General features: G+C 59.6%; 12 protein-coding genes. 11 read left to right on the top strand and 1 reads right to left on the bottom strand.

Going from position 1 to position 13961, the window contains the following annotated elements; translation table 11 throughout:
- Nucleotides 1–101 precede the first annotated feature (101 nt).
- The 11 genes from I4W07_RS06320 to I4W07_RS06270 all read left to right on the top strand — a co-directional run bounded on the left by I4W07_RS06320 (nucleotide 102) and on the right by I4W07_RS06270 (nucleotide 13269).
- Nucleotides 102–1922 (top strand): SpaA isopeptide-forming pilin-related protein, encoded by a 1821-nt coding sequence (locus tag I4W07_RS06320; RefSeq protein WP_196025991.1) that lies wholly within the window; start codon nucleotides 102–104, stop codon nucleotides 1920–1922.
- Nucleotides 1923–2915: 993 nt separating this feature from the next.
- Nucleotides 2916–3878: a hypothetical protein gene (locus tag I4W07_RS06315; protein ID WP_196025990.1), complete on the top strand. Its 963-nt coding sequence runs from the start codon at nucleotides 2916–2918 to the stop codon at nucleotides 3876–3878.
- Nucleotides 3860–4633: a hypothetical protein gene (locus I4W07_RS06310; RefSeq protein ID WP_196025989.1), complete on the top strand. Its 774-nt coding sequence runs from the start codon at nucleotides 3860–3862 to the stop codon at nucleotides 4631–4633. Before I4W07_RS06315 ends, I4W07_RS06310 begins: the two co-directional genes overlap by 19 nt.
- Before the next feature lie 141 nt (nucleotides 4634–4774).
- Nucleotides 4775–5692, top strand: coding sequence for a class C sortase (locus I4W07_RS06305; protein WP_196025988.1), 918 nt, complete (start codon nucleotides 4775–4777; stop codon nucleotides 5690–5692).
- A 325-nt stretch (nucleotides 5693–6017) separates the two neighbouring features.
- On the top strand, nucleotides 6018–6329 hold the full coding sequence (gene gatC, locus I4W07_RS06300) for an Asp-tRNA(Asn)/Glu-tRNA(Gln) amidotransferase subunit GatC (RefSeq protein ID WP_055250987.1): 312 nt from the start codon (nucleotides 6018–6020) through the stop codon (nucleotides 6327–6329).
- On the top strand, nucleotides 6329–7843 hold the full coding sequence (gene gatA, locus I4W07_RS06295) for an Asp-tRNA(Asn)/Glu-tRNA(Gln) amidotransferase subunit GatA (RefSeq protein WP_196025987.1): 1515 nt from the start codon (nucleotides 6329–6331) through the stop codon (nucleotides 7841–7843). Before gatC ends, gatA begins: the two co-directional genes overlap by 1 nt.
- Nucleotides 7843–9519 carry an Asp-tRNA(Asn)/Glu-tRNA(Gln) amidotransferase subunit GatB gene (gene gatB / locus I4W07_RS06290; RefSeq protein ID WP_196025986.1) on the top strand — a complete coding sequence of 559 codons (1677 nt, stop codon included), beginning with the start codon at nucleotides 7843–7845 and terminating at the stop codon, nucleotides 9517–9519. The genes gatA and gatB overlap by 1 nt, the downstream gene beginning before the upstream one ends.
- Before the next feature lie 402 nt (nucleotides 9520–9921).
- Complete coding sequence (locus I4W07_RS06285) at nucleotides 9922–10167, top strand: DUF6110 family protein (protein WP_055250999.1); 246 nt, start codon at nucleotides 9922–9924, stop codon at nucleotides 10165–10167.
- A 78-nt stretch (nucleotides 10168–10245) separates the two neighbouring features.
- Nucleotides 10246–12261, top strand: coding sequence for a heavy metal translocating P-type ATPase (locus I4W07_RS06280; protein ID WP_271739766.1), 2016 nt, complete (start codon nucleotides 10246–10248; stop codon nucleotides 12259–12261).
- Between the two features lie 142 nt (nucleotides 12262–12403).
- On the top strand, nucleotides 12404–12757 hold the full coding sequence (locus I4W07_RS06275; RefSeq protein ID WP_196025984.1) for a hypothetical protein: 354 nt from the start codon (nucleotides 12404–12406) through the stop codon (nucleotides 12755–12757).
- Nucleotides 12754–13269 (top strand): type II toxin-antitoxin system VapC family toxin, encoded by a 516-nt coding sequence (locus tag I4W07_RS06270; RefSeq protein WP_196025983.1) that lies wholly within the window; start codon nucleotides 12754–12756, stop codon nucleotides 13267–13269. Before I4W07_RS06275 ends, I4W07_RS06270 begins: the two co-directional genes overlap by 4 nt.
- 58 nt (nucleotides 13270–13327) lie before the next feature.
- On the opposite strand, the gene I4W07_RS06265 is transcribed toward I4W07_RS06270, so the two are convergent.
- Complete coding sequence (locus I4W07_RS06265; RefSeq protein WP_196025982.1) at nucleotides 13328–13762, bottom strand: hypothetical protein; 435 nt, start codon at nucleotides 13760–13762, stop codon at nucleotides 13328–13330.
- Between the last annotated feature and the right edge of the window lie 199 nt (nucleotides 13763–13961).

Below are 13961 nucleotides of genomic sequence, written 5' to 3'. Positions count from 1 at the left end.
AGGGAGCGGGGCGAGACGTAGCGAAGCAGATGCTAAGACACAGACAGATGATGACCGATCGAATGAGAACCAAACGGAAAACGGAGGAAAAGAAGATGAGCATGAGCAAGAACATCGCACGCCTGGCAGTAACCGCCGGCCTCACAGCAGCGCTGAGCTTCGGCGGTGTCATGGCCCCGGTGACCATGGCGTTTGCTGATGGCACGCCAACGGTGGCTTCGGATGGCAATGTAAAGATTGACGAGGAGACCTATACGGATACAACCTTTAAGGGTATCCAGATTTTCAAGGCCAAGGTCACGCAGGATTTGAAAGGCGTTAACAACTGGAATGGCGCTAAGACGCTTTCCGACATTGAGTGGGCGTCAGATGCCGTTAGGGATGCTGTGATCGGGGCATTTGCTGCCGATACTAGCGACGTTACAAAGCCCTTCGACAATGATGCTCAGAAGTGGGCCGACTGGCTTAAATCAAAAACCGAAGGTGATTACAAGTCAGGTACAGACAAGACTACTAAGCTCGATGCCGGAACGACTCTCGACAAGATCGCCAAGGCACTGGAGGACGCCAATATCACTGAAGGGACGGATGAGTGCAAAACGAGCACCGGTGGCACCTTCACTGGTCTGAATACCGGCTACTGGCTCTTCGTGACTAAAAACGTCAGCGCTAGCACTAATCCACCCAAGCGCGACACCGATACCTTCACTTCGCCCATTTTCGTCGTTGTTGGCGGTTCTGCTGAGACCATTGCTCCCAAGAAGCAGGTCCCCACTGTGACCAAGGCCGTAAAGGACGACAACAATGGGAGCTTTGTGGATTCGAGCGCACTTGTTCCCGAGGGTTCTACTCCTGATGTCTTTACGGCGCCCAATAGGGTTGCGGACTCTGCATCCGACCAGCCGGTTGAGTACCAGCTTGCAGGTACCGTGGCCAGCAATATCAATACTTACGAACAGTACAGCTATACCTTTACTGATGACCTGCCTTCTACGATGGTGCCCGTGCTCTCCGGCGGCAAACCTGCTGTTAAGGTCAAGATTGACGATGCCACGGTCAAGCCAGACTACTACACTGTGAATTACGTCACTGATCAAGGAAAGAATGAGCTCGTTGTTTCCTTTGACAACCTTAAGGGAGAAATTAAATCTGACAAGGATGAGGCTATTACCGTTAGCGGTAGCTCCAAAATCTATGTGAACTATCAGGCAAAGCTCGACCATACTAAGGTTAACGCCGATATACTCGGTATAGCCCAGGAGAACACCGTTACTCTGACCTATTCCAATAACCCTCACTCTGACTCTGAAGGAGACAAAGGCACTACAGTCGTGCATCCCGCCTACGACTACACCTATGGCATCGACGTTACCAAGGTCGGTAGTGACAAGGATGGAGACGATAACCTCAAGCAGCTCAAAGATGTTGAGTTCACCTTGCAGGAGGTTGTTGACGGCAACCCTGAGAACCAATTCATCGACGCCAAGGGTGTAAAGCACAACGACGCCAAGGATGCCACGCTCAAGACGACGGGCGAAGGCAAGATCAACGTTGTCGGTCTCGATGAGGGCACTTATTTCCTCAAGGAGGTTAAGCCTGCTCCTGGCTACAATAACTCCGCTTCCGAAGGTGTCAAGTTTACCATTGCTCGCGGCACGCTTCAGCAGGATGGCTCCGCGGTGACTCCCGACAAGGATTTTGCCAACGTTACTGCTGCTGATGGTGTTGTAAAGGCCGATTCTGCCGCCGTATCTACCGGTAAGCTCAGCTTCACCATCGTCGACCAGAAGGGCACCGGCCTCCCGCTCACCGGTCTTAACGGCGTGACCTTCACTTGGATCGCTGGTGGCGCGGTGCTGTGCATCGGCGTGGCGCACCTCATCCGCAGCCGTAAGCAGGCTGAGGAGTCCGAGCAGGAGTAACGCTCACTCACCCATCCCTTTGGCAGGTGGGATGTGATGGCCATGAGACTTGCGGACACTTTTCTCGTCCATCCACGTTCTTGCTTTGCCATTCTCTTTTCGGGGCAGACTCCGCGCTGGAGTTTGCCCCGTTCTTTTTGGACAACGCAGGCAGCCTCTACCGTCCGATGCGGACTCATCCGTCATCGCGTTTTTTGACTCGTATGAGGTTCGGTTTAAGGTCCGTAGGCGCACGCGCGGTGCGGACGGTAGAAGGCATTTGCGCCGCGCGTGCAAGATTAGAATGCCCGTGGTTCGGAGTCCGGGCATTTAACAACACCGGAAACTGGTCGCCCTCGCTTTCGAACACTTACGCGGGGCGCGTCGTTTCCTATAGACATCGTATCCCGAATCGCCCCGCCGATTCGGGACATTTTGAAAACTCAAATACGTCGGGCAAACCCGGACGACGCGGCCAGGTTCCGCCGTTCGAGGGATCGTGTGTGTAACTATCGAACAAATGTTTGTCAAAATCGCGTTCACCAGGCGCAAACGCGTGCGCTCGCAGTAAAATACCCTTGCGACGCATCCCGTGCGCGGGCGGCCGACGACTCGATCGGAGGTCCCCAAATGCTGAAATTCCTTAACGTGCTCGCCGCCCTTGCAGCGGTGGGCTCGTTCGTCATCGCGTTTTTTGACTCGTATGAGGTTCGGTTTAAGGTCCGTAGGCGCACGCGCGGTGCGGACGGTTCTCGGCGTTTGCGCCGCAAGCGCAAATAAAAACGGCCGGGGTTGCAGCCCGGCCGTTTAACACGTTAGAAAACTAGGCTGCCCGCGCTCCTTAACACTTACGCGGGATGCGTCGTTTTCTATAAACATTGTATCCCGAATCGCTCAGTTGATTCGAGATATTTTGAAAACTCAAATGCGGGTCCATACCTGATAGAAATTTCGTTATTTCCGAAAATTATGTATAATTCCAATATTAACTGGAACTAAGCGAAAAAGATGGAAATGAACGAAGCGCTTACCTACTTACAAGAAGCACTAGGCCTCTCCGCCAAGGCTAAAACTTGGCCTGGATCCGCACACTTGCCACTGCATCTACGGTCGATTGAGGTCCGCGCCGTTGACGCAAATGGTTTTTCTTTTTTGCTTGCAAGTTTGCCTGCTGGCGTAGGACTTCCCGAGGCTAAGAGAGTCTATAGCCAGTTAGCCTTGCGTGCGGAGGCTCCTGTCGTCGTTTCGTTTCTTGATGCCGATGCGCGCCAACGCAAGGCATTGGTCGCACAAGGAATCCCCTTTGTTTGCTCTGGTAGACAGGCCTTTCTTCCATTTATGGGCGCGGCCTGCACGGAGAGGGGCGGCACTAGATTTCATAATCGCGCGACCAAGATGTCACCCAACGCGCAGGCTGCCGCAATCTGGGGGGCAGGGCAGGAGTCATATCATTCCGATGACCTTTGTCGTGCGCTTGGGATTTCGGCAAGCCGCGCGAGCGAGGCCATAACCGAGCTTGTAGACAGGGGACTCGCAAGGCGCGAGCGGCGCGAACGGCGTGTCATTGTGTTTCCCGTGGCCGTGGATCTTCTGCTCAGTGAGCACATGGCGGAGCTCTCCTCACCCGTCTCGAAGGTTGTTTTTGCAAGGAAGGCACCACGGATCGACCGTCTCACTGACGCTGGTGAGACGGCGCTCGCTGCGCGTTCGATGCTCGCTGCGCCGAGCATGGAGCAAAAGGCTGTCTTAAGAAGTGCATGGCGTGAGCTGCGTGACCTTGAAGTCGCGGAAGGGGAACTGCCAGACAACGAAACGGCGATGATCCAAGTGTGGCGCTATGCGCCCGTGTTTGCCGACTCCTCCCGTATCGACGACATTTCACTTGCGCTATCTTTGGCGGCAATCGACGATGAACGAATTCAGCTCGAAGTCGATCGCATGTTTGGAAAGGAATATCCATGGCAGGAAGCGCTGTAGAAGGTCTCCAAGTATTTCGGCAGCATATGCAGGAAGCTGAAGGGTCGTATGCCCTTATCGGCGGCACAGCATGCGACATTTTGCTCGCGGAGGCAGGACTTTCGTTTAGGGCGACCCACGATTTTGATGTAGTCATTGTCGCCGACGATCGGCTGCCTCAGGCAGCCGAAGCCATATGGACCTTGGTGCGTGATGGCGGCTACCGCTGCGGTTGGGGCGAAAGTAAAGCCTCGTGTTTTTATCGGTTTACGGAGCCAAAGAGGCCGGGTTATCCCCATATGATCGAGCTCTTCGCGAAGTGTCCCGACTTTCTAAAGGGTCGTGAGGGGGTTGATGTGGTGCCAATTCACGTTGATGAAAACATAAGCAGTCTTTCGGCTATTTTGTTGGACGATGCCTACTACAGCTTGTTTCTTCAGGGAATTCGGACCGTAGACGGTGTTTCGGTCCTGGATACGGAATACATTGTCCCGTTCAAAGCGAAGGCGTATCTCGACCTAAAAGCTAGAAGGGAAGCCGGGGAGAACGTTGACTCGAGGAAGGTCAAAAAGCATAAACGCGATGCGCTGAGGCTTGCTCAGCTGCTTGGCGAGTCGGCAGGCATCAACCTGGTCGAAGAACTCAAGGACGATATGCTTGCGTTTGTTAAAGACTGTGAGGCGAGTGACATCAATCTGAAGCAGATCGGGGTTGCGGGCGTGACGATGATACAGCTGCTCGAGACGATGAAAGCGACATATGGCTTAATTGGTTGAGCGGGGGTTACGTTGTGCGGGCAATGCGGCCTGACTCCATTGTCCGAGTGGTGGCACTTAGGACTCGCTAATCGGCTATTATTTGTTTAGACAACTTGAGTTGTAGAGGAGTGACCGGCGATGGTGCAGGGCGCCAAACATATGAAGAGCAATAACGCCGCGGCCAACGGTGGCTCAAGCCCTCAGCCCAAACCTCAGCCCAAGCCCAAGCGTCGTCGCAAACGGCTGCCGCGCTGGGCCGATCGGCTCATCACTATCGTCATCATCCTTATTGGCGTGGGCCTTATGACCTGGCCGTGGATCTTGGACCGGCTCGAGGCCTCGGGCGTGTTCAACCAGATCAGCACCGTGTCCAGCACCGTGGACGCACTATCTGCCGAGGAGCGCGAGCGCATCCTGCTCCAGGCGCGCTCCTTTAACGAGCAGCTGGCGGGCGAGGCCACCGAGCTCCCCGCCGACCAGATCGAGCCCTACGCCCAGCAGCTCATTTTTGACCGCGACCCCATGATGAGCTGGGTCGAGATTCCCTCCATCGACGTGAGCATGCCCATCTACCACGGCACGAGCGAAGAAGTCCTCATGGCGGGCGTCGGCCACCTGGAGGGCACGAGCCTGCCGGTGGGCGGCACCTCGACGCATTGCGTGCTTACCGCGCACTCGGGCATGCGCAACCTGAGCATGTTCGACGACATTCACTCGCTGGAGCCCGGCGACCTGGTGCTGCTGCACACCATGAACAAGACGCTCGCCTACAAGATGGTGGACTCCGAGGTGGTGCTGCCCGAGGAGATGGAGTCGCTGACCATCGAGCCCGGTGCCGACAAGGTGACGCTCGTCACCTGCACGCCCTACGGCGTGAACGACCATCGCCTGCTGGTGCATTGCGTGCGCACCAAGTACAGCAAGAAGGACGTCGACAAGCAAAAGTCGCTGGCCGGCCGCCACTGGGGCAAGCGTGAGTTTGCTGTGCTCATCGTAGTCGTGGCCATTGTGCTGTTGCTGCTGGACATCGTGATCCACGCGGTCCGCAAGCGCCGCAAGGGCAAGGCCTCGGCATAGGGCATTCTCCAGAACCACCACAATGGGGACAGGCGCCTTTGTGGTGGTCGGGGCTTCCAAACCATCACAACATTCGATGAAAATCGCGATTTGGACGAACAATGCCGAATGTTGTGATGCTTTTCGCTGCGGGCGCGACGGTTCTCGTTGTGGACGAGACGGTTTTTGCTATGGACGGTGCGGTTTCGCTGCAGAACCGTCAGCCCGCCGCCTGCCAGTCCGCCGTCCTCGTTACGTTTTCGCTGCATTTGGGTAAAGCACCTGCTCCAAGTGGCGTTGCCTTGTATACTAGAGCGGTTTACCTGTTATGCGGAAGGGAGCGCCTATGGCACTCAGCGAGAAAGACGTGCGCGGCATCGCCGAGTATGCAAAGATCGCACTGACCGATGACGAGCTCACCCAGATGACGTCCTACATGAACGACGCCGTCCAGATGCTCGAGCCCGTCCTGCAATATGACTTGCCCGACGTGGAGCCCACGTTCCATCCTATCGGAAGCCTGTCCAACGTGATGGGCGACGACCTGCGCGAGCCCGAGCGCGACCTGCCGCTCGACGTTGCGCTCGAAAACGCCGGCAGCGCGCGCGACCGCTACTTCCGCGTGCCGTCCATTTTGGGAGAGGGGGAGAGCGAGTAATGGCGCAGAGCTTCGATTCCCTTACCGCCGCCCAGATCGCCGCGGGCGTTTCCGCCGGCGACTTTACCGCTACCGAGGTGGCTCAGGCCTCCCTTGCCGCCATCGAGGCGCGCGAGGGCGGGGTCCAGGCATTCCTACAGGTGGCGCCCGAGCTTGCGCTCGAGGCCGCTGCGCGCGTGGATGCCGACCGTGCCGCAGGCAAGCCGCTGCCCCCGCTCGCGGGCGTGCCGCTGGCCATTAAGGACAACATGAACCTCGTGGGCACGCGCACCACCTGCGCTTCCCATATGCTCGAGAACTACCAGAGCGTCTACACTGCCACCTGCGTCCAGCGCATGCTCGATGCCGGCTGTCTGCCCATGGGCAAGGCCAACATGGACGAGTTTGCCTTTGGCAGCTCCACTGAGAGCTCGGCGTTCCACCGCACCAACAACCCCTGGGATACCGAGCGCGTGCCCGGCGGCTCTTCGGGCGGCTCCGCTGCAGCCGTCGCCGCGGGCGAGGTCGCGCTCTCGCTGGGCTCGGACACCGGCGGCTCCATTCGCCAGCCGGCGTCGCTGTGCGGCGTGGTGGGCATTAAGCCCACGTATGGCGCCGTGAGCCGTTACGGCGTGGTTGCCTTTGGCTCGTCGCTCGACCAGGTGGGCCCCTTTGGCCGTACGGTCGAGGATGTCGCGCTGGCCATGAACGCGCTTACCGGCGCGGGCCACGATCCGTACGACTGCACCAGCCAGGATTGCGCCGTCGACTTTACCGAGCATCTCAACGACAGCATCGAGGGCAAGCGCGTGGGCATCATCCCCGCGTTTATGGAGGCCGAGGGCCTGACGTCCGAGGTCAAGGCCGCTGTTCAGCGCGCCGCCCAGGAGCTGCAGAACCAGGGCGCCGAGCTGGTCGAGGTCGACCTGCCGCACCTGGACGCCGCCATCGCCGCCTACTACGTCATCGGCCCGGCCGAGGCGTTCTCCAACTTGGCCCGCTTTGACGGCATTCGCTACGGCTACCAGGAGGAGGGCTGCGCCAACCTGTCCGACCAGAGCTCGCTCTCGCGCGCCCACGGCTTTGGTGCCGAGGCAAAGCGCCGTCAGATGCTCGGCGCCTACCTGCTGAGCTCGGGCGTGTACGACAAGTACTACTACGCCGCGCAAAAGGCCCGCACGCTCATCACGCAGGACTACGACGCCGCGTATGCCAAGGTGGACACCATCCTCATGCCCGCCTCGCCGCGCACGGCCTTTAAGTTTGGCGAGATCAGCGACCCCACGCAGATGTACCTCTCCGACCTGTATACCATCTCGCTCAACATTTGCGGCAACGGTGGTATCTCGGTGCCGCTGGGCCTGGGCGAGGACACTCAGCTGCCCGTTTCTGCCCAACTGGTTGGTCCGGCGTTTAAGGACCGTCAGCTGCTCACGTTTGCCCGCGCCCTGGAGCGCGGCTTTGCCGATGCCGCCACGGGTGCGCCCGCGCTTTCTGTCGCGCCCGATTTTGCCGGGAAGGGAGGCGAGCTGTAATGAAGGAGCTTTCCGAGGTCCTGCAGGATTGGGAGGCCGTGATCGGCCTGGAGATCCATACCGAGCTCACCGCACTCGATACCAAGATGTTTTGCAACTGCAAGCTCAGCCACGATGACGAGCCCAACGCCAACGTGTGCCCGGTGTGCCTGGGCCTGCCCGGCGCCCTGCCGGTGCCCAACAAGCGCGCCATCGAGAGCATCGTCAAGGCAGGTCTCGCCACCAATTGCGAGATTCAGCGCCACTCGATGTTCTACCGCAAGCACTACTTCTATCCCGATATGGCCAAGAACTTCCAGACCACGCAGGGTCCGGTCGCCTTTGCCATGTACGGTCACCTGGATCTGGATGTGACCGGTCGCGGTGCCGCCGAGCGCCCCGACTGCGCGTTTGGCGAGGCCGAGGCCCAGAGTCTGGCGAGCGCTTCGGCCAACGCCGAGGGCCTGTCTACGTCCATGACGTCGACCATGCGCGAGGGCAACCAGCGTGCCGGCCACCTGGCCAGCTACGACGCGTCCAGCCTGCAGATGCCCGAGCGTCGCGAGGACGGTTCCTACACGGTGCCCATCCGCATCCTGCGCATCCACATGGAGGAGGACGCTGCCAAGATGGTGCACGTGGGCGGTGCCGAGGGCCGCATTACCGCCGCGGCCGAGTCGCTCGTCGACTACAACCGCTGCGGCACGCCGCTGATTGAGCTCGTCACCGAGCCCGATCTGCGCACGCCCGAGGAAGCGCGTCTGTTTATGGAAAAGCTCCGTCGCATCTTTGTGACGCTGGGCATTTCGGACTGCTCCATGGAGAAGGGTTCCATGCGCTGCGACGGCAACGTGTCGCTGCGTCGCCGCGGCGAGACCAAGCTGGGCACCAAGACCGAGCTCAAGAACCTCAACTCGTTTAAGAGCCTGCACGACGGCCTTGCCTACGAGATCTGCCGTCAGGCCGAGGTGCTCGAGGAGGGCGGCATCATCTATCAGGAGACCCGCCACTGGGAGCCCAGCCGCAAGCGCACCGTGGTCATGCGTGTCAAGGAGACGGCTGACGACTATCGCCTGTTCCCCGATCCCGATCTGGCGCCGTTCGACCTGGACGACGAGTTCATCGACCGCTGCCGTGGCGAGATTCCCGAGCTGCCCGATGCCAAGCGTGCCCGTTTTGAGGCCGATTTTGGTATTAAGGCGGCCGATGCCGAGCAGATCGCCGGCGACCCCGAGTTTGCTGACTTCTTTGAGGCCGCTGCTGCCGGTATGGCCGGCAAGGAGGCCCAGACGGTCGCAAACCTGCTGGTGAACGAGATGATCGCCTACCTTAAGGGCGCAGGCGTGTCGCTCGCCGAGTCCGGCATCGCGCCGGCTCAGGTGGCAGCGCTGGCTAAGCTGCTGGCGACCGATGCCATCAGCTCCAACCAGGCGCACGAGGTCTTTGAGGCCATGGCCCAGACCGGCGACGATCCCAACAAGATCGTCGACGAGCGCGGTATGCGTCAGGTGAGCGATGCCGGCGCGCTGCAGCCGATCGTGGACGAGGTGCTGGCAAACTGTGCCGATCAGGCGCAACAGTATCGTGACGGCAACCAGAAGGTCATCGGCTTTTTGGTGGGCCAGTGCATGAAGGCGAGCCGCGGCAAGGGCAACCCGAAGCTCTTCAACGAGTTGCTGAGAACGTCGCTCTCGTAAGCGGGAACCGAGGGGCCGGGCGCAGGGCCTTGCCTCTCAATTTCGGACAGTCCTGACTCACGACGGAGGCGCCACTGGCGCCTCCTGTTCGTGCGGAACTCATTGAGAGGCAAGGCCCTGCGCCCGGCCCCTCGGTTCCGTGACGACTCGGCCGTTCGGGTCAGGTAGGCTGAATGGAATAGAGTGAATGAGGGTGCCGTTGGCGCCCTCATTTTTTGTGGATGTGGCGCAGGGGCGGTCCTCTTGGTTACATCGCGCCCCAAGATTTCCAAAAAGTTAACCTTTGTTGACCTCAATAGTTAGATAAACTAAACTATTTTCCAAAAGTGTGCTCGAGCAAACTTGTTTACTCGGGTGCTGAGGCACCGTGCCGCGTCAAATGCGGCAAAAGGGAGAAGCAACATGAAGAAGTCGACGTTTAACACCCTGCTTGTCGGTGGCGGTTTTCTGCTTGGCACGGCCGGCATCAAGCTGCTTACCAGCGCTCCGGTCAAGAATGCCTGCGTGCAGGGTATCGCGTGCGGCATGCGCATCAAGAACGGCTACCAGGACATGGTCGAGCAGGCCAAGGCCAATGTCGATGACATGGTTGCCGAGGCTGCCTACATCACCCAGAGCGAGGCCGCTGCTGACGAGGCAGCTGAGTAACGCTCCCAGGCACAAACTATGAGATTCTCGATTATCAGCGAGATCCCCGGCAGGACCCGTCTTCAATTGGCGGGTCCTGTGCCAGAGAGCGATCTCGATGCACTTCTTAAGCTCAGCGGCGATATCGACGGCGTGCACAAGGTGCGCGTTTATGGCCGTATTGGCCAGATGGCGCTGGAGTACGACGAGCCGCGCCGCGCGAGCGTGCTCGACGCCCTGGGCGCACTCGATGCTCAAGCTATCGCCGATGCCAAGTCGGGCTACGTGATGCAACTCGAGCCGCGCAAGCACAAGCTCGTCATGGATCTTGCCACACTTATCGGCGCCCACTACGCGCGCCGCTGGTTCTTGCCGACGCCGCTGCGTGCTATCTTTGTCGTGGCCGGTTACATGGCATTTTTGCGCGCTGCCCTTCATGAGCTGGCGCAGCCGCGCCTAACCGTTCCTGTGCTTGACGCTTCGGCCATCGGCATTTCGTTCGTCAAACGTGATGTCGACACCGCGGGCCAGACGATGTTCCTGCTCAACGTGGGCGAGCTGCTCGAGGACTACACCCGCGCCATGAGCGAAAACGAGCTCATCAACTCGCTGCTCGATGTGCCCGACAAGGCGCAGAAGGTCGTCGGCGACACCGAGGTAAGCGTTGCCGCCACCGAGCTTGAACCCGGCGATTTGGTCGCCGTGCGCACTGGCATGTCCATTTGCATCGACGGTGTTGTCGAGCAGGGGAGCGCCATGGTCAACCAGGCGACCCTGACCGGCGAGCCGCTTGCCGTTGAGCGCAGCGTGGGCGACGACGTGTTCGCCGGGACCGTCGTGGAAGACGGCAGCATCTTGGTGCGCGTGCGCGCCAACACGGCTCAGACCAAGCTCCGCTCGATCGTCTCGCTCGTGCAGACGGCCGATTCACTCAAGTCCGAGGGCCAGTCGCATATGGAGGACCTCGCCAACAAGATTGTCCCGTGGAACTTCCTGCTCGCGGGCCTGGTTGCGCTTACCACCCGCAGCCTTATCAAGACCTCAGCGGCGCTGATGGTCGACTACTCGTGCGCACTCAAGCTCACGGGTTCGGTCGCCGTCATGACCGCCATGAGCGATGCCGCCAAGATGGGCGTTATGGTCAAGGGCGCGAAGTACTTTGAGGCGTTTGCCAAGGCCGACACCATCGTGTTTGATAAGACCGGCACGCTCACCGAGGCGCAGCCGCGTCTTGCCTGCGTACTCACCACCGATGGCTGGAGCGAGGACGAGATCCTGCGCCTTTCCGCTTGCTTGGAGGAGCATTTTCCGCATCCGGTGGCACGTGCCGTGGTCAACGCCGCCCGCGAGCGTGGGCTCGAGCATCGCGAGCGCCACGCCGCCGTCGAGTACATCGTGGCACACGGTATCGCTTCGTCCATCGAAGGGCGTCGCGCCATCATCGGTTCCGCGCACTTTGTATTTGAGGATGAGGGCGCGCAGCTCGAATCCGACATCAAGGAGCGCATCGAGTCCCAGATGCAGGGCTTGTCGCCGCTGTACCTGGCGGTCGACGGCACGGTCGTGGGCGTGCTCGGCATCGAGGATCCGCTCAAGCCCGGAGTGCGCGAGGCCATCGCCGATCTGCATGCGCTGGGCGTCAAACATGTCGTTATGCTTACGGGCGACTCCGAACGCACGGCCGAGCGCATTGCGCGAGAGGCGGGGGTCGACGAGTTTAAGGCCGAGCTGCTGCCCGAGGATAAGTACGCTTATGTGGAGCGCATTAAGAGCGAGGGGCGCCACGTTGCCATGGTGGGCGACGGCGTCAACGATTCGCCGGCGCTCGGTTTGGCCGACGTGGGCCTGGCGATGGGTGGCGGAAGCGACATCGCCAAGGAGGTCGCCGATATCATCCTGACCGATACGGATCTGGCCGCGATCGTGCGCCTGCGCCGCATGAGTCAGGGGCTTATCGACCGTCTGACGAGTTCGTATTCCAAGGTGATGCTCACGAACTCGGCGCTTTTGGCGCTCGGCATTACCGGCGCGATTACCCCGCAGACGTCGTCACTGCTGCACAACGGCTCAACGATCGCCTACAGCCTGGGCAACGCGAAGGCATATCTGCGCTAGCAGGCGTGTTCGCCCACGTTATCTGGCCTGCGCCCAGACGGCATCGGTGCCGTCTGGGCGCAGCCCTTTTGCATTTGACCATTTGCTAGCTTCTCTATATAGTATTGCTAGCAAAGCTAGCAATTGAAGAGAGGGGTTCAACGTGGGTGCTGTTAGTGGCATGGCGCAGGTGAACGTTCGCGTGGATCGCCAGGTCAAGAACCGTGCCGAGGAGGCGCTGCGGCTTTCGGGCGCCTCGCTGCCCGAGCTCATCAAAAAGGTCGTGGCCAAAGTCGCACAGGGTGGCGGGCAGTGTGAAGAAGTGCTTGCGGCCGTCGACGACCGGCAGCAGACCGTCGCGCACGATACTCCGTTCGCCGCATCATGGGCGGCGGCGGATCAGCTTTACGCGGACCTGGGCATCGCTACGTCGCCCGTATCCGACGATCGCGATTGGGGCGTAATCTATTCCGAAGCCATGGACGAGCGCTATCGCCAAAAGGGGATGATCCTGTGAACGGGGCTCCTCTCAAAATAATGGTGGACGCCAACGTATGGGTTGATTCGTTTTGCGTCGACCATGCCGAGTCGCTTGCCGCGCGTGCGTTTATTGGGCAGGCGACGGAGACGGGGGCGTTGCTGTTCTTCCCGGTGCATATCGCTAAGGACGTACTGTACGTTGTCCAACACGAGCTGAAGCGTAGCGTTCTTGCCAGCGGGGGAACGCTCGACGAGGCATCTGCCCGCGCAATTGGCGATGCGGCGTTGGCGTTTGTTCGAAACATGACCGAAAACGCCGCGGCCGTGGGTGCAGATGCGTCGGACCTTTGGCTGGCCGACAAATACTTAGCGCTCCATCGCGATTACGAGGACAACTTGGTGCTCGCCGCGTGCAAGCGCGCACAGGTCGATTACTTGGTGACTAACGATCTCAAGCTGCTCGAACATGCCGATCTTGCGGCAAAGACACCTCGCCAAATGATGCCGATTCTTGCTTTGGCCGAACGCGGCGGCGCGGCTATCGGTTGACGCGAACTGTTTGCGGGCCTCTTGGACGACGATGCGCCAAGGGACCCGCGTCTGCTATTTACAAAAGCTCGGCCTTAATGGCGGGACTTTCTGCGAGCTGCTCGGCTGCCTTTTCGTCGGAGCTGTCGAGTACTGCCAGACTGCGGTAGACCCACTCGTTGACCTGGGTGTTCTTGACGCCTGCGGTCTGCATAAGGGCGCCTACCTCGCGGATTGCTGCGAACAGATCGGCTTTGGGACCCGCGAGCTCGACCTCGATGCCGTGGTAGGCGGTCACGCCGCGGTTTTCGCTCACGTGGTCGATAAAGTCCTTGACGGTCTCAAGCTGCTGGGCGAGAGCTGCATCATCGTCAGCGTCCAGCGCGACGAGTGCGTTCGATACTGTGAGGGCGGGATGTCCGCAGGGGACAAAGCCTTCGATGACATCCATAGCTTCGGTAATGGTTGAGCCCAGGCCTGCGAGGGCATTGACGAGTTGCTGCTTGGTATCCATAACGGTCCTTTCGACGGGTCAATTTTGCTTGGCGAAAAAATACGTGACGCGATCGGTAGCAAAAGTGTGAAGTGCTGCGCACATTGAGGTCTTCACAGCTCGTGCATAGAACAGCTGTCCGCTTTCAGAACGTGGTAAGATAACACTCCACAAGCGGGGCTCGCCCCGCATGTTCCTTGAAAAGTCGACGGGTGTTGGG

Source organism: Collinsella aerofaciens (assembly GCF_015670745.1).
GTDB classification, from domain to species: domain Bacteria; phylum Actinomycetota; class Coriobacteriia; order Coriobacteriales; family Coriobacteriaceae; genus Collinsella; species Collinsella aerofaciens_T.
Note: the sequence above shows the minus strand (reverse complement) of the source record. Positions and strands in the feature narration are given on the sequence as shown.